A 24,961-nucleotide genomic window follows, 5' to 3' on the forward strand; every position below is an offset into this window, starting at 1 on the left:
CGAACGTTCGGGTGTTAGAAGGCGGTGAGGTAGTGGTCGATTTCCCAGGCGCTGACGGTGTTGTGCCAGGCGAAGAATTCCTCGCGTTTGGTCTTGGCGAAGTACTCGGCGACGCCGGGGCCGACAGCATCGAGTGCGTCGATCAGTACCTGGTCCGCTTCGAGTGCATCCATGGCGTGCAGCAAGGTCATCGGCAACATTTCGCTGGGCGAGTCTCCGCTTCCCGGTGCGCCCGGGTGCAGGTTACGGCGCACCCCGTCCAGGCCTGCTGCCACCGCTCCTGCCGCGGCCAGATACGGGTTGGCCGAGCCGTCGCCACCGCGGAGTTCGACTCGATTCTTGTCCGGGATGCGGAGGTAGTGGGTTCGGTCGTTTCCGCCGTAGGTTGCGAACCGGGGCGACCACGTCGCTCCGCTCGCGGTAGCCGTCGCACCGGTTCGCTTGTACGAGTTGACAGTCGGCGCGATCAGGCCCTGTAGCGCGCACGCATGCTCGAGAATTCCCGCGACGAACGAGTACGCGGTGGCCGAGAGACCGAGACCGAGGGCGTCGTCTGCATCCGGAAACACCGGGCCCGCGTCGTTCCACAGCGACAGGTGCATGTGGAGCCCGCTGCCGGTGCGGGTCGTGAACGGCTTCGGCATGAATGTTGCTTGCATGCCGCGCTTCTCGGCAATGACCGACAGAAGGTATCGCAATGTGACGACACGATCGGCGGTGGTCATGGCATCCGCGTAGTCGAAGTTCTGCTCGAACTGGCCGTTGCCGTCCTCGTGATCGTTGGCGTAGTTGCCCCAGCCGAGGGTGTTCATCGCGTCGGCGACCTCGGTGAGATGGTCGTACATACGGGTGACGTCTCGGGCGTCGTAGCAGGGGTTGCTGCTGGTGTCGCCGCGGTCTGCGGTGACGAGCTGCCCGTCGACCCGGTTGACCAGGAAGTATTCGATCTCCGCACCGACATTGACGGTCAGGCCGAGCTCCGCGGCCGTGCGCAGTTGCTTTTTCAGGATGACTCTCGGCGCGTACGGCCAGGGTTTCCCGTTCACGTGTGGATCGCAGTGCACGATCGCCAGACCGGGCTTGATGAAGGGGATGGGGGTGAACGAGTCGACATCGGGAATCGCGACGAGGTCGGAGTCCTTGGGCTCCTGTCCCATGTTGCCTGCGGCGTAGCCGGCGAACCCGACGCCGTCCTCCTCCAACTGTGTGACGGCCTGGATCGGGACGAGTTTGGCGCAGGGCTTGCCGGACAGGGTCACGAACATCGCGAGGATGAACGTGGTGCCACTGGCTCGGGCGACCTCGGTCAGCGTCTGTGTGCGGTCGTGTGAATCGGTGACGGGGGCTGCTTCCGCGGCGTCTACGGCCATGGCGTGGTCCTTCGGGAGTCGGGTATCGGCGAGGGTCATCGCATTTCTCCTGCGCCCTCGTACGGATTGAGGCTGAAGAGGAGGTCTCCTTCGGCAAAGCGCGAGTAGCGGAAGTCGTCGGGGTCGACGCCCGGAAGCGCTGTTCGTCCATCGACGAGTAGATCGGCGACGAGCTTGCCCACGGCAGGCGAGATCTTGAATCCGTGGCCGGAGAATCCGGTTGCGAGAAACAGGCCGTCCACCGGGGAGGGCCCGATGATCGGGTTGTAGTCCGGGGTGACGTCGTACGCCCCGACGTAGGAGCTGGTGATGCGTGGATCAGGCATATCGGGCAGACGATGTCCGAGCTTGACGATGTTCTTCTCGATCGCCGCGTCGTCGGCGCGATTGACGTAGTTGTCGGGATCTATGTACTCGGGTGCCTGGTGGTCGGAGTTGCCGACGAGTAGCTCGCCGTTGGGCTCTCGGCAGATGTACTGCAGGCCGGCGAGATCGGACAGCACCGGAACCTCGGGGGTCGGTGCGCCCTGGTCGACCAGCACCAGTTGAGCGCGTTGCGCCGAGACGTCGAGTTGTACCCCGACGCCCTCGGCCAGTGCCGGGGCCCACGGCCCGGTCGCGAGGATCACGTGGTCGGCATGCACCTGCGAGCCGTCTTTCAGTGTGACCCCGTGGACCGCGCCTGCCGCGTTACGTAGCAGAGACATCACTGGGGTGCTCTGCCTGATCTTGACGCCCATCTTCCGGGCGGTCGCGGCGAATGCCATCCCGGCCATGTATGCCTCGCCGCGGCCGCCGAGCGGTTCGTAGGCGAACAGCGCGAAATCGTCGAGACGGAGCCCGGGCCACAGTTCGGCCATCTTGTCGTGGGCGATGAATTCCGTTGCAATGCCGAGCGACTGCATCATCGCGATGTTCGCCTCGAGCGGTTTGACGTTGTTCTCGCCGACGCCGACGACGTACCCACATTGACGAAAGGCCATGTCGTCGTCGAAGAGTTCTGTTGCGCGAGTGAAGATATCGACGCCGTACCAACTCATGGCAGCCAGCGACGGCGTGCCGTAGTGGCAGCGAACGACGCCGCTGGATTTTCCGGTCATTCCGGAGCACAGGGTGTCCCGCTCGAGCACGAGGACATCGGTTTCCCCGCGTTCGGCGAGTGAATAGGCGATGGCCAGCCCTTCCAATCCACCGCCGATGATCAAGAACTTGGCTGTGTCTGTCACGTGTCGTTTCCTTCGAGAGGCCCCGGTGCAATGCGCGGCCGTGGGCGGCCTCGATCACTGCGATGGTTTCCTATAGTGAATCTCTGTCTTCCGTTATGAAACTCCCGAAATGTGTCGGTCAGGTTACACGGCCGTCAGCTCGAGGTGAACTACTCGGCCCCGATGGCTTCACCCGTGCCTTGCTTCACCCGTGCCACCAGAACGCGGGCGTCCCCGGACACCTCCGCAGGTGAGCCCTCGATGAGAAGGCAACAGCCGGCGGTGGCGGTCGAGGATCCGGCCGACGCGGTGCCGGAGCAGACGAGAACGAGCGTCACCGCCTGGACCTCTGTCACCACCGGACCGCTCGAAAGCTCGTGCACGAACACGCTCGCCGACGCCCGCACCGCATCGACCATCACGTTGAGGGCCTTCGTTGCAGAATCGGGAGTGCACACCACATCGGCGGAACCCGAGAATGGAAGCGGCCGGAGCGGATTCACCCGGCTACTTCCTGCCGGAAAGGCGAGGCGGACGCCCGCCTCGCCGATGACGGTGAACACCCGGTTCGTGCCGGCAAAGGTCGAGAACCGCGTGGTGACATCGTCGAGGGTGGCAATACTGAACCGCCACAGCGCAATCCCGTTCACACGCGGTCCGGCAGCAAGCTCGACGGTGGTGCCCGCGCCGTTCTTCCACGGCTCGGGCACCAACTCGTCGGGTCGAACGAGAGCGATCGAGTCGATCGCATCAGTCGAGTCGGTGGACATCGGCCTCCTTCTGTATTTACACACAGTTCACGCGCAGCCGAGCGTCGACCACCTCCGTCTTGGTTTACTGTGCGTGAACCAAGACTACTCGCATGAATCGCGGTAGTCGGGTCCGCTCGACCACACTCCTTCCTGAGACAAGGTGAACTCCTATGAACGAAGCAGTCGCGGCAGCCGACACGGCGTGGATGCTCGCAGCGTTCGCGGCAGTGGCGCTGATGGTGCCCGGGCTCGCGCTTTTCTATGGCGGCATGGTGAGCATCAAGAGCACCCTGAACATGGCGATGATGACGTTCGGAGCGTTCGCCGTCGTCGGAATACTCTGGATCCTGTTCGGCTACTCCGCCGTACTCGGCAATTCGATCGGCGGTGCCGGACTCCTGGGTGACCCAGCCGAGTTCTTCGGCTCGAGTTCCTTGCTGGATGCCCCCGCCGAACCCGGACTGCCACCGGCGCTGGTGTCCGCCTTTCAGCTGTTGTTCGCGGGCATCACCGTCGCGCTGATCTCCGGGGCCGTCGCGGACCGGATGAAGTTCGGGTCATGGATGGTGTTCGCCGGGCTCTGGGCCACGTTGGTGTACTTCCCCGTCGCCCATTGGGTCTTCGCGTTCGACTCGGAGGACGGTTCGGTCACCGGCGGCTGGATCGCCAACAAGTTGGGTGCCATCGACTTCGCCGGCGGAACTGCCGTACACATCAACGCGGGCGTCGGAGCGCTGGCGCTCGTCCTGGTCCTGGGGCGTCGCAGGTCCTTCTCCAATCCACCTCGGCCGCACAGCCTTCCGCTGACGATGCTCGGCTCTGGCATCCTGCTGTTCGGGTGGTTCGGCTTCAACGGAGGCTCCGCACTCGCGGCCGGTAACAGCGCGGCGGTGGTCGTGCTCAACACCGTCGCGGCGGCGTGCGCCGGAATCCTCGCCTGGCTCGCCGTCGAGAAACTTCGGCAGGGCCACGCCACCTCGCTCGGTGCGTCCTCCGGTCTGATCGCGGCTCTGGTCGCCATCACCCCTGCCTGCGGTGCCGTCTCACCTCTCGGGGCGCTGATCATCGGCGGGCTCGCCGGAGCAGTCTGCTGCGTGGCCGTGTCGCTGAAATACCGCCTGGGTTACGACGACGCCCTCGACGTGGTCGGCGTCCACATGGTCGGGGGAATCCTCGGCACGGTGCTGGTCGGCTTCTTGGCAACCGAGGCCGCACCGAACGGCGTCGCCGGACTGTTCTACGGCGGCGGCCTCGATCTGGCGTGGCGTCAGACGGTGGCCGTGGTCGCGGTGCTCGGGTACACCTTCGTCGTCACGTGGATCATCGCCACCGTCATGTCGATGGTCACCGGCATCCGCCTCGATCCCGAGACCGAGCACGAGGGCGTCGATGTGGCAGTGCACGGCGAAAGCGCGTACGTGTTCGACACACCTGGACCGACTAGTCGGCCGGTCGCATCCACCGACGCCGTCACGACAGCCGAAGGTATCACCGAGTCGGCCACGACCGAACGCGCTACGACCTGATCGAACGTCGCGTTCGACTTTCCGGGCGGTACGGTGGCACACCCGGTGCGACCGCACCGCCCGGCGTCATTCGGTGTGCTGGTCCGGGTAGGCGGTGATCGCCAAGAAGCGGATCGGCAGCCGAACCAGGTCGTGTGGGCCGTGCAGGCCCTCGCCGTCGAGCAGAAGCGAATCACCGGGCCGCAGAGTGTATTCCGACTCGCCGTGTCCGTACACCATCACGCCCTCGAGCATGTACAACATCTCGGTGCCGGCATGCTGGAACAACGGAAACACCTCACTGGCGTCGGTGAGCGTGACCAACACCGGCTCCAACCGTTTGTGTTGCCCCCGAAGCGAACCCAACAACTCGTAGTGATGCCCGATGCGTGTGCCACGGCCGACGATCACCGCGCCGTGGCCCGCCTCGACGTACACCGCCTCCCGGGCCGAATCGGCACCACGGAACAACGACGTCACCGGCACATCGAGACCGGCGGCCAACCGTGCCAACGTGTTCAAGCTGCACGAGGTCTGAGCATTCTCGATCTTGGACAGCATCGCCTTGGAGATGCCGACCTTCGCCGCCATGTCGCCGACGGACAATCCCGTCGCCCGACGAAGGGCGCGCACCTGGGTCGCGATCACCCGTTCCAGGTCCGGGCCCGTCGCCGTGCCCTCCGGTACCTCCCGCTGAACCGGTGCCGGGTCGCCGGTGTCCCGATGAGTCTTCGGCCGCGCATTGGACGTCACACGTCGATGTTAACCATCGTCCACTGCCAGTGGACGATGGAGTGGCCGGAACCGCGCATTCAGCCGCTCTGGCTACTCTGGCTATATGACTCGTACTGCGTTGGTGACCGGAGCAAGCCGCGGCCTCGGTGCCCATATCGCCAGGCTGCTCGCCCCCGATCACCACGTACTGCTCGGCGGCCGATCCACCGAATCTCTCGAGCCGATCGCGTCGGAACTGGACGGAGCTACCCCGTGGCCGGTGGAACTGACCGACCCCGACGCGGTTGCGGCGGCCGCGTCGAACATCGATTCTCTGGACGTGTTGGTGCACAACGCAGGAGTGGCGGCGCTCGGGACGATCGAGGAGTCGACGGCCGAGGACTGGCGTCGGCAATACGAGGTGAACGTCATCGCAGTCGTCGAGCTGACTCGGCTACTACTGCCCGCACTGCGAAAAGCGAATGGGCATGTTGTGCTCATCAATTCAGGTGCCGGCATCCGGGCCAACCCGGGTTGGGGCGGGTATGCGGCAAGCAAGTTCGCGCTGCGCGCTTTCGGTGACGCACTACGACAAGAGGAGCCGACGTTGCGCGTGACGTCCGTGCATCCCGGCCGCATCGATACCGAGATGCAGCAGCAAATCGTCGCACACGAGGGTGGGGAGTACGACGGCTCGAAGTTCTTGCAGCCCAGCACCGTTGCGCGTGCCGTACGCAATGCCATCGATACTCCGGCAGATGCACATCCCACCGAGTTGGTGCTGCGAACCGGGTAAGTGAGAGTTGGTGTTAGGGTCGAATTTCTCTACACAACAGGATCTTTGGCGTGCATTTGGTGGTCCTTCCTCTCGATCAACCGGTGCGGGCTGTCGGCTGGGTAAATTCAGCACGGCGATGCTCGTCACCCCATCCTCATCCAGGCCGAATCCCCACGTCGAGCGATGCCGAAGGTTCACTGGGCGTGGAGAGCCGGTGGCAGTCGGGCCGGAGATTCCGCACCCGGTTGCGAAGTGGATCGTTAGCGCCGTGCAGTCACCCCGCTCCGACTGAACGCGCAAGACCTATGCGGCGGCGTGGAGGCGCTTCTCCACCTGGGGCGAGAAGAATGGTCACTTGACGCTTTCGGCGCACCCGATCACCGTCGCGGCCTACCTTGTCGATGCCGCTGACATCCGGGCCGAGTCGGGGGAGCGGGCCTACGCCGTCGCCACCTTCGGCACCTGGATTGCCGCGATCAATCACCAACACCGCACCACAGGACATCTTTCCTCGTCAGCGCACGAGATCGTCACCGTGACCTTATCGGGAATCCGGCGCGACTACGTCGCAACATTTACCGACCCGCCGGCCCCGAGACCCGCTGTTGGTCGACGACATCAAGCTGCTCGCGCAGGCACCCCGGGCTCGGTGCCGCGGGTGGGCCGACGACGTCCTCGAACGCCGCGATTCGACAATCCGCCTCCTCGGTTTCGCCGGTGCCTACCGGCGCAGCGAGTTGTCGAATCTACTTGGGTGTCACATCGTTGCATCGCCACGATGGCCTGCATGTCCGACCCCCAAGTCGAAGACCGACCAGGAGGGGAGGGGAGCGATGAAAGCCCCGCCGTACACCGACTCTCACGAGACCTGCCCGCCCCTGCGCGTACGTCCGCTGGGTGCAGGTGGTCGCCGCGTTCGATGTCGGTGGCCGTCCGTCTGTTATCCGACTACTCAGGAAGCGGGAACCGTTCGACGCTCACGTGTGTCGTGGGGGAGTACCGCGCACCGCCGCTCGCGAACCGCTGCTCCGGGCGATCGCCAAGAACGGCAACCTCGGCGACACCGCATTGTCCGTGGCATCGATTCACCAGACCATTCGTCGTCGCGCCACACAAGCCGGATTCGACCCCACCGCGCTGGCTAAACTCAGCGGTCACTCGTTGCGCGCCGGCTTCGTCACTCAGGGCACCCGCAACGGTGCCGACGGATCCTCGATCGCGCGGCAGACCGGACACGCCAGCCTGGACTCGGTCGAGGTGTACCGCCGCGAACATGCGTATTTGATTGGGAACGCGGTTATTAACATCGGGCTGTGAGCGTTGAGCTAGGCGGATTTGCGTTGCCCGATGGCGCTGGTACGAAGCGAGGGGGTCGAGAATACGGCAACAATGGTTCCAGTCTTACGAGCAACCGGTGCCGGGTTATCAATACGCCGGTAACGACTCGACCAGACCAGATGGTTCAATAATCTCGCACGGTGCACATGGGAGCAGTGCCTTCGCTCCAAAACCTGAGGGGGCGGCCATGCGCCTGACCAGAATCGAAATTTCGAATTACAGCCGGATCCAGGACCTCAACCTCGAAGTGCGAAGGCATGCGGTCATAGTCGGCGCAAACGATGTGGGGAAGTCGTCGATACTGCGCATGTTGAACTTGCTGCTGGGAACTAGTACCGCAGCGATCTACCAGGCCCTTAAGCTAAGCGATCTGCGAGACGTTGAACAACCACTGGTGGTCAATGCCTGGTGGTCGGAGTTCACAGACACAAACCGTCGTCCCTTCCCCTCGGAGATCAGCATCGCTGACGATCAGGTCAGCGAGTACCTCTGGGTCCAGATGATCGTCGAGCCAGACCCTGAAGACGACCAGACGGTGACGATTCGGCGGTGGTTTCCGGAAAGCGGGCATGAGAAGGGGCCAAGCCGCGAACAGCTCGAGGTGTTTGGTTGGCGTTACCTCAAGGCGACGCGTGGGCCGTCGCTGATGGAGGGTGCCCACAGCCCAGTCCGGACGCTCCTCGCAGCCGCCGAACTCGGATCGAACGAAGAAGCTTTGAAGGGCCTGTTAGAACAGTTCAATGAGAAGATTGCTGGCAACGAGTCCGTCGCCAATCTACTCGGACGCGTAGCTGAACATCTCAGTCGTTCGATGCCACGCGCACTCGCCAAAGATGACTTCTCGGTTCGGACGGTGACCGACCCATCCAGTGACGTATTGCAGGATGTCACGATGTTCCTCAACCGAGGCGGCACCCATATTCCGTTGATAGAGCAGTCCGACGGCGTCCGCCAGCTCATGTCGATGACGCTTTTTGACCTCGCCGAGGGAACGGCCAACATCCTCGCAATAGACGAGCCAGAGATCCATCTGCATCCGACCAGCCAGCGGACAGCAGCGGACCTACTGAGCGGCGGCGGAAATCAGAAGATCATCGTTACCCACTCGCCATACATCCTGCACCGGTTCGAGCCCGAGGAGGTTATCGCAGTCGACCGGGATGGCAAGTGCCACCAGGTGGGAAAGACTGAGCTGTCAAAGGTTGACAAGGCGAGAGCGCACTGGTGGTCGCCGCGGCTCCTGGAGGCGCTGACCGCTCGCTTCGTAGTAGTTGTCGAGGGTACTGCCGATCGAATAATTGTTGAATCGGTGGCCCAGCATTTGGGCGTCGACTTCGATCGCCTTGGTGCGGTGGTTATCGAACTTGATGGCGCCGAAAAGTTCAAGAACGTTTTTCCACTCCTTGGACCCGGCGGTTTCGGTCCCACGCTGCTAGGACTAGTCGACGAAGCCGAGAGCGGCTCGTGGGTGGGCGCTTTCGGCGGCAGGCCCCGCGACGTCATCGATAAAAAGGTATTCGTCTCGGCAGCCGATCTTGAGGACGAGTACACCGCCGCTCTCGGCGGCCCAGCCGCGGCGAACGCACTCATCGATGGAAAGTTCTGTCACCTCCAAGCGCTACTGCAGTCCACCGGCGCCGAGACAATCGATACTATCGAGGCCACAGCAGTAGCGAAATTTTGCAGAAGCAAAGGCAAAGTGGACGCTGCAACCTGCATCGCTGAAGCCATGACACCGGACACAGCGAAAGAAATCGGCAGCGTGGCGCGTCTCGTGAGTGTTCTACGCGAACTGAGCAGCCAGTGAATGGGTTTTCGCTCAGTAAAGAACAGCTCGATGCGGCCACGTCATCCAAGAGCCATTTACTAATCATTGCCCCGCCGGGTTGCGGAAAGACAGAGGTTCTGGCTCACCGTGCCGCTCACCAGATCGGCCACCTTGAGCGAAACCAGCGAGTGTTAGCACTGACCTTCACCAAGCGGGCTCGTTCGAACCTCGAAGAGCGACTTCGGTCAGTTCTCGGCCATACGAAGGCACGCCGCCAGATCGTGGTTCACAATCTGCATGGGTTCGCGACGCAGGTTGTCCTCGGACATGGCAGGACGATCGGCCTCGACATGAACGAATTGGTACTTCCGAAAACGAGCACCATGCGGCGGGCCATGGAAGCAGCGGGTCGCGGGTCCGCTATGTACGAGGCCGAGCGAGTCCTGAGCGAAATTAAACGGGCTCCGCTCTCGGACGCCGAGGTGTTGACAGCCATTCGGCAGCGAGTTCCCACGCAGGCAATCGAACTTGCGGAGAGAGTCGAAAGATCGCGGCAGGAGACTAACCAGCTGCACTACGACGACCTACTTCGACACGCGCAGCGCCTGCTCCGCATTCCCGCAATCGCGCGGCTTTATCAGGCGCACTTTAACGCCGTTCTGATCGACGAGTTTCAAGACCTTTCAATGCAACAACTAGATCTCGCGCTACTGAGTTGCACGTCAAGACGTACTTTTGCCGGAGATCCTCTGCAGGGCATCTACTCGTGGGCAGGGGCCGCGCCGGCAGAGGTTGAGGCGGAAGTTCAAAGAACTTGCGGTCAGCCAATTAGGTTGCGCGAATCTTATCGGTCTTCGCCGAAAGTGCTGGATGTGGTCAACGCCGTGAGCGAGCAGGTATATCCAGGTTCCAGTCTGGTGTCCGCGCAATCGCAGCTGTGGCCAGGCGGCGGATACTCCGCGGCTCTCGTGCTCTCGGACGGCGCTGCGGAGGCGGAAGTACTGCGGCGCGTCGCAAGATCGATTATGGAACGGGCCCCCGAGGCATCCATCGGAATCATTACCCGGGCGGGATGGCGCCGCAAGAACATTGACTCGGCGTTCGCCGAGGAGACAGCATTCCTTGTCCGTCGTTGGGACCTTGCGATCGATGACCCCGGAATAGTGGCGCTGATTCAGTCCACCGTTGCAACCCTGCCGCACGGGTCAAGCATCGGTAACGCCAGACTGGCGGTGCTAAAGTCCCTGGACCCTGCCGACGTCGACGCGCGTGAGCTGGTCGATGACGCTTTCGACACCCTGGAACAGGGCGAGGCCGCTTCAGCGAAGGTCGCCGTAAAATCAATCAAATCGTTCGATCCCAAACAATCGGTAGGTCCCGGCGTCCACCTGCTCAACGCGCACACCGGTAAAGGCCAGCAGTTCGATTGGGTGTTCGCAATCGGCTTGGAGGAAGGGCATCTGCCAGGCAGGCGAAACAGTGCGGGAGACGCGCTAGCAGAGGAGCAGCGCGTCCTGCTAGTTATGCTCTCCAGGGCTCGTCACGGCCTAGTCGTCACAGGGACACGAATGACCGACGGTGCCTACGGGCCGTACCAAGCCACGCCTAGCAGGTGGTGGTCCGGGCTCGGGTTACAGCACTCTTCCACTGCATCGGATATCGAAGCTCACCTCGACGCAGATCTAACAGCCGCGGCACCGAAGACGTAGCGGCTGCCGATTTCAAAATTCAATGGCAAGCAGGCTCCCCTCCGCTCTTAGAGTGGCGAGTGTTGCGCATCGACCAACGGACAGGAATCCCCGACAAAGTTCCGGATGACGAGAGTTCCATCGGCTCGCGTCGACATCGGCAAGCTGACGAGGCTCAGCGAAGTTCCCCAACCGCGCTCACCGAAATTCCCCACTCGTGAGCGGTCTTCACTGTAGTGGTTGGCGGGTTCCGGTGGTGGCTTTGCGGAGCTTCTCCGATCTGGCGTTGTGGTCTCGTAGCCGGTAGGAATCGCCGTCGAGGTTGAGCACGACGGAGCGATGCAGGAGCCGGTCGAGCATGGTGTCCGTGGCCATGAAAAAGTACCCACTGGTGGCCAGGTCGTGGTCCCCACTGGTGGCCAACTGAAAGTCCCCACCCCGTGTTCGTCGTGTCGATCAGGAACTCGTGGCCCGAGCGGTGACGGTGAAGGTGCCAACCACACACCGCACCGCCCGGGGAGTTCCATTGAAGTCTGCGAAGGAACGCATGGACATCATTTCCGCTTACCGCGAAGTCGGGTCGTACCGAGGAGCCGCCGAACTCGTCGGCACCACCCACAAGACCGTCAAACGCACCATTGAGAAGTTCGAAGCCGACCAGGCCGGCCAATCACTACCGCAGCGGGCCGAGCGTGAACGCAACTACGCCGCCGTCGCCGACCTGGTAGCCGAACGGGTCGACAAATCTCAGGGCAGAATCTCCGCGAAACGGATCCTGCCGATCGCCCGCAAGGCCGGCTACACCGGTTCAGACCGCAACTTCCGCCGCCTGGTGGCCGAGGAGAAGCAACGCTGGCGCACCGACCATCACCGCGGCCGCCGGCCCGCGGTATGGGCACCGGGCGACTACCTGATCATCGACTGGGCCACAGTGGGCGGACTGCACCTGTTCTGCGCCGTCATGGCGTACTCGCGGTGGCGGTTCGCTGCATTCGCCACCGACGAGAAAGCAACCACCACAATGGCATTGATTGCCGAAGCGTTGGCTGCTGTCGGGGGCGTCCCGCGCAAGGTCCTCGCCGACCGCATGGCATGCCTCAAGGGCGGCGTCGTCGCGAACCTCGTCATCCCCACCCCGGACTACGTCCGCTTCGCTGCTCATTACGGGTTCGCACCGGACTTCTGCCACGCGAACGACCCACAATCGAAAGGGGTGGTGGAAAACCTCGTCGGCTACGCCCAACGCGATCTCGCTGTCCCGTTGCTCACCGAAGCGGCCGTCGCCGGCACCGCTGTCGATGTCCATGTCGCCAACGCCGCCGCCAGGGTGTGGTGCACAGAAGTCAACGCCCGCATCCATTCGGAGATATGCGCGGTCCCGAACGACAAACTCGATCAAGAGCGAGAGTTGCTGTCTCCGTTGCCATCACTACGACTGGAGATCGGTCCACCACCGGTGACCCGCAAAGTCGACCGTCTGTCCTGCGTGCGGTTCGCGTCCGCGCGCTACTCGGTGCCCGTCCGGTTGATCGGCGCGACCGTCACTCTCGTCCAGACCGAGGGACGGTTGGTGGTCGTCGAACCGGCTACCGGTGAGGTCGTCGCCGAACACGACCTGGGCCAGCCGGGCACCGCGTCGGTACTCGATGCCCACTACGGCGGTGCCCGACCCGCGCCCCATCGCGGCCCCAGACCGAGAACCATTGTTGAGCAACAGTTCTGCGCACTCGGACCCGAAGCGGAAGCATTCCTTGTCGGTGCCGCCGCGATCGGCAACACCAGGCTCGGATCCGAACTCGAGATCCTGCTGGCACTCGGTGCGGCGCACGGCACCGCGCAGTTGGTGGCAGCGTTGACCCGGGCGGTGGCCTTTCAGCGCTTCCGGGCCGCCGATGTTCGCTCGATTCTCGCTGCCGGTGCCGGAGCGCCGCAGCCTAGGCCTGCCGGGGACGCGTTGATCCTGGACCTGCCGACCGCACCGACACGCTCACTCGATGCCTACGCCATCCGGACCCCTGCCGCCGATACGCAGGTGCCGTCATGACCGACACCGCCACAACCGCAGCGACGAAGCCTCCGAAGATTGCTGCGCCCCAGCATGTTCCCGAACTCGCAGCCGATCTCGACGCCGGACTGCGGCGCCTCAAACTGGCTGCGATCCGCCGGAACGCACCGGAGGTGTTGATCACCGCGAAAACGCAACGCTGGACCCCGGAAGAAGTGCTGCGGACGCTCATCGAGTCCGAACTCGCAGCACGCGATGCCTCCAACATCGTCAACCGACTCAAAGCGGCCGCGTTCCCGGTGACGAAAACGTTGGAGTCCTTCGACGTCGCCGCGTCGTCGATCCAACCGAAAGTGTTCGACTACCTCTCCAGCCTGGAATGGGTTCGGACACAGTCGAACCTGGCCATGATCGGACCCGCCGGGACTGGCAAGTCGCATACCTTGATCGGACTCGGTGTCGCCGCCGTCCACGCCGGCCACAAGGTCCGCTACTTCACCGCCGCTGATCTCGTCGAAACCCTGTATCGCGGCTTGGCCGACAACACCGTCGGCAAGATCATCGAATCACTGCTGCGGGTCGACCTGATCATCATCGACGAAATGGGCTTCGCCCCGCTCGACGACACCGGCACCCAGTTGCTGTTCCGTCTCGTCGCCGGTGCCTACGAACGCCGCTCGTTGGCGATCGGATCCCACTGGCCGTTCGAGCAATGGGGACGGTTCCTGCCCGAGCACACCACCGCCGCCTCGATCCTCGACCGACTTCTGCACCACGCCACCATCGTCGTCACCGACGGTGAGTCCTACCGCATGAAAGACGCACAACACCGAAAGGACCGCCCCTGAAAAACCGGAAACATCAACACGGGCCGGGGACTTTCACCTGGCCACCAGCGGGGACATCAACTTGGCCATTGACAGCATGGCTGCTGCGACGGTGTTGTCACCGAGCACTTCACCCCACGATCCGACACCGCGGTTGGTCGTCATCACGATGCTGGTCTTCATATACCGTTGCGAGACAACCTGAAACAGTGCCGACGCTGCCTCGCCGGGCAGTGGTAGGTAGCCGAGTTCGTCGATCACCAACAGGGTCGGTCCGGCATAGAACCGCATCGTCGTCGCCCACCGACCCTCCAACGCTGCCCGGTGGCAGCGGGCAGCGAGATCGGCCGCGGTGGTGAAATACGTCCGGTAGCCGGCATGCGCCGCCGCTCTCGCGAGCCCGACCGACAGATGTGTTTTCCCGACCCCGGGCGGGCCGATGAGCAGCACATTCGTCGCGGTCTCCAAGTATCGGCAGGTCGCGAGCTCGTCGATGAGCTTGCGGTCGACACCGGCTGCGGCGTCGTAGTCGAAGTCCTCGAGCGACGCCGGAGTCGGCAAACATGCGAACCGCAGTCGTCCGGTCAGCCGGCGTGCTTCGGTGGCCTCGACTTCGATCGAGAGCAGCCGGTCCAACGCCGCGGTCATCGACAGGTCCTCGGCTGCTGCTTGGTCGAGGACCGAGGGCAACGCTTCGGCGGCGTCGTGGAGTTTGAGGACCGCGAGATGGCCACGCAGACGCTGGTAGAGACTCGCTGCTTCGGCGGTGTTCGGTGCCGGCATCCGGTCGCCTGTTTTCTTGTCGGCCATCAGAGGGTGTTCCTTCCGCGGGAGGCCCGTTCGTAGATCGACAGGTCGTAGACGATCGCACCTTCGGTGCCGGATTCTGTTGCAGCACTGACTTGTTCGGGAGCATTCAGGGAAGCGGGATGTGTTGTGCCGGTGACGGTTCGGAGTGTGTTCGCTTCGGCGAGGGCGTCGGGTCCGGGTGGGATCCGTTCTTTGCGGCGGTGCGGGCGGCCGGTGTTCGCGCCCGCCATCGCTACTTGTTCGAGGGCGTAGATGTGTCCGTGGTCGCGAACCATGACGCCGGTCCCATCGGCCGCGAGGTGGTGTCGGGCGATGGTGATCCCCGAGGTGGTGACGATGTCGATGACATCGGCGCCCAGAACATGCGTCACTGTCACAGCGGCACAGGCGAGTTCGGGTGGTACCGAGTACCGGTTGCCGCGATAGGACACCAACGCTTGGCGCGAGACGGCCCGGTCGGTGGTCAAGATCGCCGGATACGCGGCCTCCGGCATCGAATGCAACCCCTCGGTGGTGGCGATCGTCGCCACCGACGCCTTCCCGTCCTTCGTGGGCCGCAACCGGGTGTCGCCGCGCAGGCTGCAGAACCGATCCAGGCTCGCTTGGGCTTGCTCGACGGTCAGTTCGTCCGAGAGAGTGCGCCACCAGCGCTGCGCTGCAGTGTGATTGGACTTCTCCACCGCGCCTTTGCGGTTGCCGCGGCGGGGTGGGCAGATCGCAACGGAGACGCCGTAATGTTTCGCGACGCCGGCGAAGCTCGCTGTGACGCGGCCGGAGTCGGGGTGGCAGACCGTCGCCATCCGATCGAACCGCCACACCCGACTGACTCCGCCGAGACCTCGGCAGATGCGGTCGAGCCCGTCTACGACGTGCGGTTGGGTCATGTTCGGGGCGAGGACCCCTCGCCATTTGCCCGAGCACGCCAACGTTCCGACGAACAGATGCGCCATCGATCCCCACCCCCAGGAGGCGGGTGGGTTGGGTAGATCGACCCAATCCCATTGCGTCTCCTCACCGGGCGGGTGATCGATCACTGCGTTGGGTCGCTCGGTGGCGGTCAGGCACGCCTGGCAGATCGGGCGGAGTTTGAGCTCTCGGATCTTGCGGTGCAACGTTTGATACGACATCAAATATCCGAGGTCTTCGAGCTCGTCGCACAGGGTGCGGACCCACAGGTGCGGGTCGTCGATCAGGCGTGCGGTGACGTAGGCCAGGAACACCTCGAAGGGGTCCGCGATGGAGCGTTTACGCACTCCGGGGGTGGTGGTCCCATTGAGGTAGGACCGGATGGTCTTGCGGTCGCGGCCGGTATGTCTCGCGATGTCGGCGATCTTCCAGCCTCGTTGACGCAGGGCGTGTATTTCCACGTCTTCCTCCCGTGTAAGCATGAGGAGCGGGTCTCCTTCGGGTAGCTGGTGCGTGGTCAGAGACCATCAGCATTCGGGGAGACCCGCCCTCGTTGGCGGTGCCACACGGGTGGGGAATTTCAGTGAGCGTCAGTGGGGAATTTCGATGAGCGCCGTCAAAGCCTCGCCTCGCGGTCAGATGGAGGTTGACCAACCTTGTTGCATGGCATCGAGGAGTGAACTTCGTCGGCGGGGGTTTGGACTCCATACCGGCGGCGAACCTGGGATGTTCATCCACCGCGGCAGCTCGTCGGCACGCGGTCCAGGCCACCTGAGACTGAGCTCGCCAACTCGTTTGACGCCAATATGCTCTGCAATGTCTCTTCCGAGGAGGAAAGCCGCGCCTAGGGATTCGTCCATCTCGAACTGGTAGAGGACCTCGCGTCCATCGTTGTACAAGCGTTCGGTGACCTTACTGGAACTGGTGTACCAGAAAAGCGCAGTGGCGATGTCGCCAGCATCCTTGTACTCGTATCGCATGCTTCTATCGAGCCAGGCGGCGAGCTTGAGCGCACAATACCCTGGGACTGCGGGGATCTTGATTGGTCCGACGGAGGGCAGGGGGAGTGTGTGAGCCCCATCGAAGACCTCCTGGAAAGCCCAAACACTGAGGTCTCGGTCAGGCGGGTCGGGTACCACCCCAATCGGGTCCTCGATGCCGCCGAACGGAACGAGGTCCGTTGGGACACCATCCACTTCATACCTGATTCCCGTGTCACCAAGCTTGGGAAGACCATGAACAATTTCCGCGTACGTTCCCCAGCCCGCAATCGCGAACGCAATGTCCAGGTCTTCCGTGGCTCGCAGCAAGAATTGATGGCCCAAGGAATCGTGAAGCAGGTTTCGGCTATGGGCACCGAGAAGCATCAGATCGGCCGGACGCAAGTGATCGGTTTGGGCTAGCAGCTGTGCACTGACGCGGTCGACTATCTCAAGCAGCTGGGGATCACACTTTTCCGGGTTGAACATTTTGGTCTCTCCATGTTGCAGCTACTTGGGCCAGCCTCGGGTCGTTGGCTGCGAGCAAGTCAGCGTAGACGAGCGGCCAAGGCGCGTTGGAGGGCCCTCCAGCTCCTCGGTGGTCATCCTTTTGACCACCCTCTGGATCTCGCCAAAACTGTTGGAGAACAGTGACATTAGGCGATCTTTCAGGGTCGTTTCGCCATCTGTTGTCGAACGCCATTTTGCGGTCGTAATGGTCTAAGTACACGGTCAGGGTGGCTGGGCGGTAAATCCCGACGCCATCTGCGGATTCACCACTGAGGTACGCCTCTTGAGGCTGCCGAAAGCCGATAACCGTCGGGTCGTCTGAGTGGAAGGTGGCGATTACGAGCTTTCTCCGCAGACCTCGCGAGTACTCCGCCGCCCATGGCTCGAGTAGATCTAGCGTCTGTCGATGGCGTAGGGGAGAACCTCTGTAAATCAATCCCGCATCATCAAGCAGTGCGAGGACGTTATGAGCCTGGCCCAACGACACGCCTGCAACTGTTGCCACGTCTTGAACTCTTGCCATTGCAAGATGTGGCCACGACAGGAGTGCGAAGATCACCTGCGAGCGACGGGGACTGAAAAGGTTCCTCGGCGCAACTCGAAGTTGGGACTCGCTAGCAGGACGGAGAGCAACGCCTCGTTCTCTATCTCGAATGCTAGCTCGTCTACCCCGGATATCGATGTAGACGTCGCCGAATTCGAGGTAGGTGTTGCCTAGACCATCCACGTACTGGATTCGTAGGTCGCGTAAGGAAGTTGCGCTCCGTTCAGTGATCCTCTCACCGATGGCCAGCACCGGCGTCTGTTCGTCATACAGTCGGAGGTTAGAAAGTCCCGCGTAGGTCAACGACGGAGCGTAGACGACTCGATACCTCTGCAGGTTGTCGTTTCGGACCAGCATGACGATAGCGTCAAACCCCTGGTCAGGGGCGTCGGCCCAGCTGAGGCTGCTAATCGAGATCCCAACATCGGACAGGCTGTGCAGGGTTTCTTCGAGCCAGTTTCGTTCTAGTGAGTTCACTTCGGATGCCAATCTAAAATTTTCAACTTATTGTGCTTTTCATTCTAAATGAAAAGCTGGTAGAACTGAAAGTTCAGCGAAAACTCATCCGGGATACTTGAAGAAGCAACGCAAAATCGTCCCAGAGCTGCGGACGCCTGCCGTCGAACTTCGGACGGTTATAGGCCTAACGTCGTGGGCGGCAGTGCTACCAGTGTCGGCATGTCCACAAGCGCAGTCGCGGCATCCGGTGCCGGTGTCCCGGTCAGATGTCGGTAGTCCACCGTAGGCTACTGCCAGCACGAAGACACGTTCGACTGCACCTTTCTTGGCCCGGCTCTAAGCCACCGTCCACCGTTCCAAAGACGCCTCGCAGGAGCCTCCCAGTGAAGATCAAGACCCTCTACGTCCGGTTCTACAAGTCGTTCAACTACGACTACCTCCGCAAAAGCCATCCGAAGGCCGTACCGGACGAGTGGGACCGACTGCCAGAGTCTGGGTTGTTCTACCCGTTCGTGCGCGTCGCCATGGAGCCAGGGATCACTACGGTGGTCGGCGCGAACGAGTCCGGGAAGAGCCAGCTGCTCGGCGCCATCAAGTGTTTGCTGACCGGCGAGGACATCGAGCGCCGCGACTTCTGCCGCTACTCACAGTTCTTCACCGTCGGAGGCGAGATGAAGAGGCCAGAGTTCGGTGGTGAATTCACCGACCTCAGCGAGGAGCAGGTCGCCGCGGTCCGGTCGATCGCGAGCCTAGGTGAGTCTGTCTTGGTCGAAACGTTCCACTTTTTTCGCATGAACATCGGTCCTGTTGTGTACGTGAAGAACGGGACCGACTGGACTGAGGTGAAGGTCAAAGCGGCCGAGATCAGATCTTTGGGCCTACCGGCCTTCTTCCTGATTGATGCGAACACACCACTGCCCGACAGCGTCCCGCTGGCCTACCTAACCGCGACAGACAAGGCGAAGAAGGCAAGGCCACGCAAGAAGATGCTGCGCTGGATCGAGAACATGATCACAAATCCCGATTGGTTCGGCAGCAAGGAGACGATCGATAAGGCGACACCGCAACTCATCGAGGACTACACCGCATTCAATACTGTCGACGAGGTCGACGACAAGCATCTAATGAAGCGCCTCGAACTGGCCGAGAAGCTGCTCGTTCAGGTCGCAGGCATCGGCAAAGACGCGTTCGAACAACTGAAGACCGCCGTGAAGAACCACGACGGTTACGCCAACGGAATTGTCAAAAAGATGAACGAGGACCTGGCAAAAGCGCTCAACTTTCCCAAGTGGTGGTCCCAGGACTCCGAGTTCTCACTGACGTTAACTCTGCGCGACTTCGACCTAGTCTTTACGGTCCGCGACCGCACCGGCAGCGAGTACGCCTTCAGCGAGCGCAGTGGCGGGATGAGCTATTTCCTGTCCTACTTCGTTCAGTACCTCTCACATGCCCCGACTGGGGCGCAGGAGATCCTGCTGATGGACGAGCCGGACGCGTACCTATCGATGCTCGGCCAGCAGGACCTGTTGCGGATCTTCGCATCATTTGCCGAACCGACGGACAAGTCGGTGCAGCCGATCCAGGTTGTTTACGTGACGCACTCGCCGTTCCTCATCGACAAGAACCACAGCGAACGGATCCGCGTCCTTGAGAAAGGGGATGGCGACGAAGGCACCCGCCTGGTCGCAAACGCGGGCCGCAATCACTACGAGCCTCTCCGTTCAGCCTTTGGTGCCTTCGTTGCCGAAACGACCTTCATCAGCAACTGCAACCTAATGCTCGAAGGTCAGGCCGACCAGGTTCTGCTCGCTGGCATCAGTTCACTAGCCCGTCGCGCCGAGAGCACTGGAGCCACTCTCAATCTGAACAGCTTGTCCCTAGTTCCATCGGGATCGGCTGAGCACATCCCATACATGGTCTACCTCGCCCGGGGCCGCGACGTCGACACCCCGGCTGTCGTGGTCCTGCTGGACGGCGACGACGAGGCCGACGGCATCCGCCAAGAACTGAAGAAGGGCTATCGCGACAAGAAATACGTGGACGATGAGTTCGTGATCCAGTCCAGCGACCTAGATATCAACAATGTGTCGGTGGCATCCGACTCGATCCGCGAGATCGAGGACCTCATCCCAGTCGACCTAGTCGTCATGGCTATACGACACTACGCAGCCGAAGTCCTGTCACCAGAAGAGGCCGCCGAAGTTGCCGCGGACGTCACGACCGTGCCCGTTGCGGCAGGCCAAAAAGTGTTCAAAGCAGCTGAAGCCGCATGCAAAAAAGCAGGAACCAAATTGCGGCTCGACAAGGTCGGGTTCGCGCGGGCTGTCCTGCACTGCTTAGAACACGAAGCAGACCAAGACCTGCAGGCGCTCACCACAGCGAATTTCGAGCAGTTGTTCGCTCGCATCAATAGGGCGCAACGCCAGGCCGTCCGCGTGAATGGTCGTGAGCGCGTCCGTAAGACTCTAATCCGTCACAAGGACGCGTTCCTGCGAGATCACAAGACGTCAGCCCTGCGACGCGACGTAGAGGGTCTCTTGGAAGATATCGAGCACCAGCTGACTGAAGTCACCGACGAGACCGAGCGAGTTCGTAAGGACATACGTCTGATCCGCAGGGACTTCGACCTAGCCTCGGAACCCGGCGCCGTTGTCGGCAACTACGACGACTTCAAAGAGCGGCTCGGAGCGCTCCCCTATGGCGGAGTGCAGGCGGTCCAGGCCCGCTGACCGGCTGAGCCTTCACGGCCGACACCCCGAGGTGTATATGTCATCTAGAGAGCCTCGTGACGGAAGAGTAGTCCAGGCGGCACTGCAGACGGACTGTGCGACGAATGCCTATTCACCGCAGGCTGTCAGCAAAACCAACGACGCGTCAACATGTCTTGACGGTGCGGTAACTGTCTTTGAGCGCACCGTTGGCTCCCGACCCGCCCTCGACACAACCCACAAATCAACCCCGCCGATCAGAGGTCGTCGAGTCTCACGATGCCGTCTTGCAGTGCCCTCGCGACCAGTGCCGCTTTTGTCGGCGCTGCTCGACCGACGCGGGAGTACTTGTCCCGGATTCTGGTGAGGTGGGTGTTGACGGTGCCCAACGCGATGTGGAGACGGGCCCCGACTTCGACTTTGGAGTCGCAGTCCAACCAGACTTTCATGACTGCGATCTCACGCTCGGTCAGTCCGGGTGAGGCGTACACCGGCACCGGTCGCGGTCGTGGGCTCTTGTCCTGCGCAGGCCGTGGTCCGAGTGGGCTGCGCGCGGTTGCGGGTGCCGACACTCGCCTTTGCGTGTGGGGTCGATGACCGATCAACACCATGTTGGCCTCCTCCACGTAATCGGCCATATGGCCGTTTAGCATCTGACCACGATCGTCGAATTTCCTGCAACACAAAGTAATTCGAGTTCGTTATCGATTATCGTGGTCGAACTACACGGTGATGTAGTTCGAACTACATTTCGGCAGGCAGAACGGCACCTTGCTATAGTTGCCTGTCCACACAGGCGCTCTGAAGTCCAATAAGGCGGTGTACGTTGAACTCCAGGCCGGTTCCGCGTGAACAGTTTCTGCAGGCCGGGCATCGACTACTCGGCGAAGTGGACATGACCGATCTCGCTCGATCCCTGTCCATCTCGGCAGTGGTCGACAGTGCCGGACTGTCACAACAGACCTTCCACAACACCTACCCCGGCAACTCTCGTGGCGGCGGTTCCGGTGGCAAGGAAGCGTTCGTGGAGGACCTCCTCGACAACCTCACCGTGAACTACGGCGGAATCGCAACCACCGCCCCACCTGCGGGGGTTCGGGATGCCGCCGAACCGGTAGCCGCATTGTTCGAGGACCTCACCTCGGGACTGATGCGACGCCGGATCACCGCGATCCTGCTGGCCTCCGATCACCAGGGAGCCCGTAAGTCCGTCACACCCGAATTCGAGCGGCTCGATGCCGATTTGCGTGCAATGGTCGGTCAGGCAATCCAGGCTCAGGGCGGTTCCGTGCGTCAACCGATGTCGCTGACATCCCTGACGACCGTTCTCGGAGCCATGCTCGACGGTTTGGCACTGCGCCAGATGCTCACCCCCGGTTCGATCACCGCAAGCGAGATAGCCCAACTGAGCACAACGATCCTTCAGTGCGCGATCGATCCGGTGCACTCGGACCGCGCGGCCACCGAACCACTGCCCGATGAAGCAGCCGACAGCTCCGCATTCCTACGCCCCGACCTCGAGGCCGACGTCATTGCCGCCACCGAAGCCCTGTTCGTCGACCACGGGTACTTCCTCGTCACTCTCGCCGACATCGCAGCGGGCGCACGGCTGCGCGTGGACGACCTTCGACGGCTGTTTCCGAGCAAGGTGGACATCATCGTTGCCGCACTCAAGCCAGAATTCGAGCGCGTTCTTCGGTTGCGCCGCGCCGACGAGCGACTCGGCGTCGAGCCCGCAATCGCGCTGCGACGCACACTGATCGCACTGGGCGAGTTCGTCATCGACAACCGAGCAATGAGCTCGGGAATGCTGCTGGCTCTGAGCTTCGAGCAGTTCCAACAGCCCAACACCGTGACCACCGTTCTCGAGCACCTCTACCTTCCGTCCTCCGTTCAGCCGATCCTCGAACGTGGACGCGAAGCAGGGTTGTTCAGCGACGATGCGCCGTCACTCGATGTGGCAATCATGCTGACCAACAACGTCCTGTTCCGTTGCCTGACGCGACCGAAGGAATCCGCCGTCGAGGTCGTCGACGGTGTACTGCGAGTGCTGATGCCCGGTGTGACGACACGGGCGCGGTGAGCACCCCGCACCACCGCGTTCAGGTCCGCTGCGTGGCGAGGTGAGTGTGACCGAGAAGAGTTCGATGCTGTGGGACCGGCTGGCCCGGCAGTCCCGACAACTGCTGGGCGACATCGAAGTCGGCTCCGGGGACGACGGCTCCTGGTATGTCCGTCGCGATATCGAACTCGACCTGCTTCGACGCACGATCGTGGGCTCCGAACCGCAGATCATCGTCGGCGAGGCCGGGCACGGAAAGTCGACCCTGCTGTGGTCGCTGCACCGCTCGCTACGCGAGCAAGGACTGCACCCGCTGCTGGTCTCGGCCACCTGGCTTCAGCCCGGTGACGACGGACTCCGCACCGCCAGAGCCGACGACATCATCGCGGCCGTCACCTCCAGACCAGGATCGATTCTCCTGCTCGACACCGTAGACCTTTTGTTGCACAGCCGATCTGCACGCCAGGACATCATCGATCTGATCACCGTCCTCGCACGAATACCGGTGCCCGTTGTCCTGACGACCAGACCGCTCGAGGGCCACAGCCTTCCGGCACACCTCGGCCGCAAGATCTCGCTCGGACCGTTCTCGCCCGACTCCGAACTACCGACCGCGATACAAGCGCTCACCGTCGAATTCATCGCCGGCGACTCGGTGAAGCCCTCCAGTCCGGTATCGGCGATTCAATCTGCCCGGGCGCGTGGCGCTCTCGTCGACGACGTCTGCACCAGCCCCCTGCTGCTGCGCCTGCTGTTCTCGTTGTCGGCACCACACTTCCCGCAACTCGAACTCGACGTGACCGGCCTCTACAACCTGTTCTGGTCACGCCGCATCGTGAGCGATCACCGCTCCGGGCCCGACGTTCCGGCCGAGGATTCCGACGATCTGTCCTCCACCGCCGGATTCCTGGCGATCGCCATGCTCGCATTGGGAACCCCCGAACCACCCGTCGACGTCCTCGTTCGACGCGCCGCCCAAGTCGCCGCATCGGCGGATCACTCCTACGACGACATCGTCCTCCGTCGGCACGTACGCGCTCTGACCAGGCGCGGCGTGCTGACCACAACGGACAACCGAGCCCGGTTCCTGCATCAGACGTTCTTCGAGTTCGCCGCCGCCAAGGGACTCGCCAACCGGGGTGCCGAAAACGAGCTGCCCAGATTGATCGCTCGCGTGGCACAGACACCCGATGATCTGTTCGTCGGCGCCGTGGTCGAACAAACCCTGATCATCCTGGGAGCCGACGTGCTGGCTCGGCCCGCCGTCCGAGCCAGTTGTCACACCCTCATCCGGACGGGCCTTCCGTACCCCATCTCGATTGCCATGACCGTCTGGGCACATCATCCAGCGATACTCGAGCTCACCGCCGACATGATCGCCCCCGTCTCCGACCGTCGGCTGCGCCGCTTCCTGCAGACCCTGCCCTCGCTGGACTCGCGGCGATTCGCCGAGCAGGCGAAAGAATTCGGTCACCAGCTCCACATCGTGCCCCGGGTGCTCGGGACCGACACATTTCACGAAATCCTCTCTCCTCACGACAGTTCCACACATTCACCCGATGCTCACCCATCGACCGAGCTCACCACGTACCAACAACGCCTCGTCCGCGCTCTACACCGAGCCGAGGAGCGGCGCAGAGACCTCGAACGCGCGACCGACCAGGCCTATCGCGCGATCAGACGCACCGCCGACAGCAGAGACGACGACCACCTGGGCCGAACCCTGTTCAACATTTCCAGGTCAGCGTTCTATCGATTGAAAGCCGGTTCGAGTTGGAGTGCACCGGGACGCAAGCTCTGCACCGACATCGACGCCCACGCCGAAACACTGGGTGAGCGCTACGCCCTCACACCGTTGTACGACGCGTACATGGCCGCGATTCAGGAGGCGGACGATGCCCGCCATGCCAGGGCCGGACATTCGCAGCCGCAGGTCAACGATGTTCATCGTCAGTTCTGAATTTCTCGAACAGTCGAACATCACCGCCGCGCGATCGGATCACACCGTCCCCCACTGTGATTCCGGAAGGCC

General features: G+C 62.4%; 19 protein-coding genes and 1 pseudogene. 10 read left to right on the forward strand and 10 right to left on the reverse strand.

Translation table 11 applies throughout. The features are described 5' to 3' along the window. Positions 1 to 14 precede the first annotated feature (14 nt). The 3 genes from glnT to ACOQFP_RS19015 form a co-directional block, all read right to left on the reverse strand. Positions 15 to 1,370, reverse strand: coding sequence for a type III glutamate--ammonia ligase (gene glnT / locus ACOQFP_RS19005; protein ID WP_421585312.1), 1,356 nt, complete (start codon positions 1,368 to 1,370; stop codon positions 15 to 17). Positions 1,371 to 1,405: 35 nt separating this feature from the next. Then, entirely contained in the window at positions 1,406 to 2,596 is a 1,191-nt protein-coding gene (locus ACOQFP_RS19010) for an NAD(P)/FAD-dependent oxidoreductase (RefSeq protein WP_421585200.1), read from the reverse strand. 149 nt (positions 2,597 to 2,745) lie between these two features. Continuing rightward, the gene (locus ACOQFP_RS19015) at positions 2,746 to 3,345 is read right to left on the reverse strand and encodes a HutD family protein (RefSeq protein ID WP_421585201.1); all 600 of its coding nucleotides are present in this window, start codon (positions 3,343 to 3,345) and stop codon (positions 2,746 to 2,748) included. A gap of 152 nt (positions 3,346 to 3,497) precedes the next feature. Between ACOQFP_RS19015 and ACOQFP_RS19020 the strand changes: the two genes are divergently transcribed. Continuing rightward, positions 3,498 to 4,853 (forward strand): ammonium transporter, encoded by a 1,356-nt coding sequence (locus ACOQFP_RS19020; RefSeq protein ID WP_421585202.1) that lies wholly within the window; start codon positions 3,498 to 3,500, stop codon positions 4,851 to 4,853. Positions 4,854 to 4,919: 66 nt separating this feature from the next. Here the strand turns inward: ACOQFP_RS19020 and ACOQFP_RS19025 are convergent, their stop codons facing one another. Next, the gene (locus tag ACOQFP_RS19025; RefSeq protein ID WP_206491516.1) at positions 4,920 to 5,585 is read right to left on the reverse strand and encodes a helix-turn-helix domain-containing protein; all 666 of its coding nucleotides are present in this window, start codon (positions 5,583 to 5,585) and stop codon (positions 4,920 to 4,922) included. Between the two features lie 85 nt (positions 5,586 to 5,670). Between ACOQFP_RS19025 and ACOQFP_RS19030 the strand changes: the two genes are divergently transcribed. The 4 genes from ACOQFP_RS19030 (at position 5,671) to ACOQFP_RS19045 (ending at position 11,139) form a co-directional block, all read left to right on the forward strand. Beyond that, positions 5,671 to 6,342 (forward strand): SDR family oxidoreductase, encoded by a 672-nt coding sequence (locus ACOQFP_RS19030; RefSeq protein WP_341244330.1) that lies wholly within the window; start codon positions 5,671 to 5,673, stop codon positions 6,340 to 6,342. A gap of 879 nt (positions 6,343 to 7,221) precedes the next feature. Continuing rightward, complete coding sequence (locus ACOQFP_RS19035) at positions 7,222 to 7,641, forward strand: tyrosine-type recombinase/integrase (RefSeq protein WP_421585203.1); 420 nt, start codon at positions 7,222 to 7,224, stop codon at positions 7,639 to 7,641. A gap of 208 nt (positions 7,642 to 7,849) precedes the next feature. Further along, positions 7,850 to 9,469, forward strand: coding sequence for an ATP-dependent nuclease (locus ACOQFP_RS19040; RefSeq protein WP_421585204.1), 1,620 nt, complete (start codon positions 7,850 to 7,852; stop codon positions 9,467 to 9,469). Then, entirely contained in the window at positions 9,466 to 11,139 is a 1,674-nt protein-coding gene (locus ACOQFP_RS19045) for a UvrD-helicase domain-containing protein (RefSeq protein WP_421585205.1), read from the forward strand. The genes ACOQFP_RS19040 and ACOQFP_RS19045 overlap by 4 nt, the downstream gene beginning before the upstream one ends. Positions 11,140 to 11,346: 207 nt before the next feature. On the opposite strand, the pseudogene ACOQFP_RS19050 reads toward ACOQFP_RS19045, so the two are convergent. Next, positions 11,347 to 11,478: pseudogene (locus tag ACOQFP_RS19050) on the reverse strand (ATP-binding protein); the annotation flags it as partial. 166 nt (positions 11,479 to 11,644) lie between these two features. On the opposite strand from ACOQFP_RS19050, the gene istA reads away from it, so the two are divergent. Next, positions 11,645 to 13,162, forward strand: coding sequence for an IS21 family transposase (gene istA, locus ACOQFP_RS19055; protein ID WP_421585206.1), 1,518 nt, complete (start codon positions 11,645 to 11,647; stop codon positions 13,160 to 13,162). After that, the gene (gene istB, locus ACOQFP_RS19060; RefSeq protein WP_421585207.1) at positions 13,159 to 13,971 is read left to right on the forward strand and encodes an IS21-like element helper ATPase IstB; all 813 of its coding nucleotides are present in this window, start codon (positions 13,159 to 13,161) and stop codon (positions 13,969 to 13,971) included. Before istA ends, istB (ACOQFP_RS19060) begins: the two co-directional genes overlap by 4 nt. A gap of 33 nt (positions 13,972 to 14,004) precedes the next feature. On the opposite strand, the gene istB (ACOQFP_RS19065) is transcribed toward istB (ACOQFP_RS19060), so the two are convergent. The 4 genes from istB (ACOQFP_RS19065) to ACOQFP_RS19080 form a co-directional block, all read right to left on the reverse strand. Beyond that, a complete protein-coding gene (gene istB, locus ACOQFP_RS19065; RefSeq protein WP_421585208.1) occupies positions 14,005 to 14,760 on the reverse strand; it encodes an IS21-like element helper ATPase IstB in 756 nt (251 codons plus the stop codon). Beyond that, on the reverse strand, positions 14,760 to 16,148 hold the full coding sequence (locus tag ACOQFP_RS19070; protein ID WP_421585209.1) for an IS21/IS408/IS1162 family transposase: 1,389 nt from the start codon (positions 16,146 to 16,148) through the stop codon (positions 14,760 to 14,762). The genes istB (ACOQFP_RS19065) and ACOQFP_RS19070 overlap by 1 nt, the downstream gene beginning before the upstream one ends. A gap of 153 nt (positions 16,149 to 16,301) precedes the next feature. After that, on the reverse strand, positions 16,302 to 17,135 hold the full coding sequence (locus ACOQFP_RS19075; RefSeq protein ID WP_421585210.1) for a hypothetical protein: 834 nt from the start codon (positions 17,133 to 17,135) through the stop codon (positions 16,302 to 16,304). Further along, on the reverse strand, positions 17,113 to 18,189 hold the full coding sequence (locus ACOQFP_RS19080; protein ID WP_421585211.1) for a type IV toxin-antitoxin system AbiEi family antitoxin: 1,077 nt from the start codon (positions 18,187 to 18,189) through the stop codon (positions 17,113 to 17,115). The genes ACOQFP_RS19075 and ACOQFP_RS19080 overlap by 23 nt, the downstream gene beginning before the upstream one ends. Before the next feature lie 353 nt (positions 18,190 to 18,542). On the opposite strand from ACOQFP_RS19080, the gene ACOQFP_RS19085 reads away from it, so the two are divergent. After that, on the forward strand, positions 18,543 to 20,888 hold the full coding sequence (locus tag ACOQFP_RS19085) for an AAA family ATPase (protein WP_421585212.1): 2,346 nt from the start codon (positions 18,543 to 18,545) through the stop codon (positions 20,886 to 20,888). A gap of 236 nt (positions 20,889 to 21,124) precedes the next feature. On the opposite strand, the gene ACOQFP_RS19090 is transcribed toward ACOQFP_RS19085, so the two are convergent. Next, positions 21,125 to 21,520, reverse strand: coding sequence for a LuxR C-terminal-related transcriptional regulator (locus ACOQFP_RS19090; protein WP_206491526.1), 396 nt, complete (start codon positions 21,518 to 21,520; stop codon positions 21,125 to 21,127). A 173-nt stretch (positions 21,521 to 21,693) separates the two neighbouring features. On the opposite strand from ACOQFP_RS19090, the gene ACOQFP_RS19095 reads away from it, so the two are divergent. Together ACOQFP_RS19095 and ACOQFP_RS19100 are read left to right on the forward strand one after the other, a co-directional pair. Beyond that, positions 21,694 to 22,950: a TetR/AcrR family transcriptional regulator gene (locus ACOQFP_RS19095; RefSeq protein WP_421585213.1), complete on the forward strand. Its 1,257-nt coding sequence runs from the start codon at positions 21,694 to 21,696 to the stop codon at positions 22,948 to 22,950. Between the two features lie 46 nt (positions 22,951 to 22,996). Further along, a complete protein-coding gene (locus tag ACOQFP_RS19100; protein WP_421585214.1) occupies positions 22,997 to 24,889 on the forward strand; it encodes a hypothetical protein in 1,893 nt (630 codons plus the stop codon). The last annotated feature ends 72 nt before the right edge of the window (positions 24,890 to 24,961 follow it).

Source organism: Rhodococcus sp. MALMAid1271, from assembly GCF_049195265.1.
Classification (GTDB): Bacteria; Actinomycetota; Actinomycetes; order Mycobacteriales; family Mycobacteriaceae; genus Rhodococcoides.

Coding starts and splice junctions, on each gene's coding strand:
- ACOQFP_RS19020 (WP_421585202.1), top strand. CDS start 3,498: ATGAACGAAGCAGTCGCGGCAGCCGACACGGCGTGGATGCTCGCAGCG.
- istB (WP_421585207.1), top strand. CDS start 13,159: ATGACCGACACCGCCACAACCGCAGCGACGAAGCCTCCGAAGATTGCT.
- ACOQFP_RS19030 (WP_341244330.1), top strand. CDS start 5,671: ATGACTCGTACTGCGTTGGTGACCGGAGCAAGCCGCGGCCTCGGTGCC.
- ACOQFP_RS19070 (WP_421585209.1), bottom strand. CDS start 16,148: ATGCTTACACGGGAGGAAGACGTGGAAATACACGCCCTGCGTCAACGA.
- ACOQFP_RS19040 (WP_421585204.1), top strand. CDS start 7,850: ATGCGCCTGACCAGAATCGAAATTTCGAATTACAGCCGGATCCAGGAC.
- ACOQFP_RS19075 (WP_421585210.1), bottom strand. CDS start 17,135: ATGTTCAACCCGGAAAAGTGTGATCCCCAGCTGCTTGAGATAGTCGAC.
- ACOQFP_RS19090 (WP_206491526.1), bottom strand. CDS start 21,520: ATGCTAAACGGCCATATGGCCGATTACGTGGAGGAGGCCAACATGGTG.
- istB (WP_421585208.1), bottom strand. CDS start 14,760: ATGGCCGACAAGAAAACAGGCGACCGGATGCCGGCACCGAACACCGCC.
- ACOQFP_RS19015 (WP_421585201.1), bottom strand. CDS start 3,345: ATGTCCACCGACTCGACTGATGCGATCGACTCGATCGCTCTCGTTCGA.
- glnT (WP_421585312.1), bottom strand. CDS start 1,370: ATGGCCGTAGACGCCGCGGAAGCAGCCCCCGTCACCGATTCACACGAC.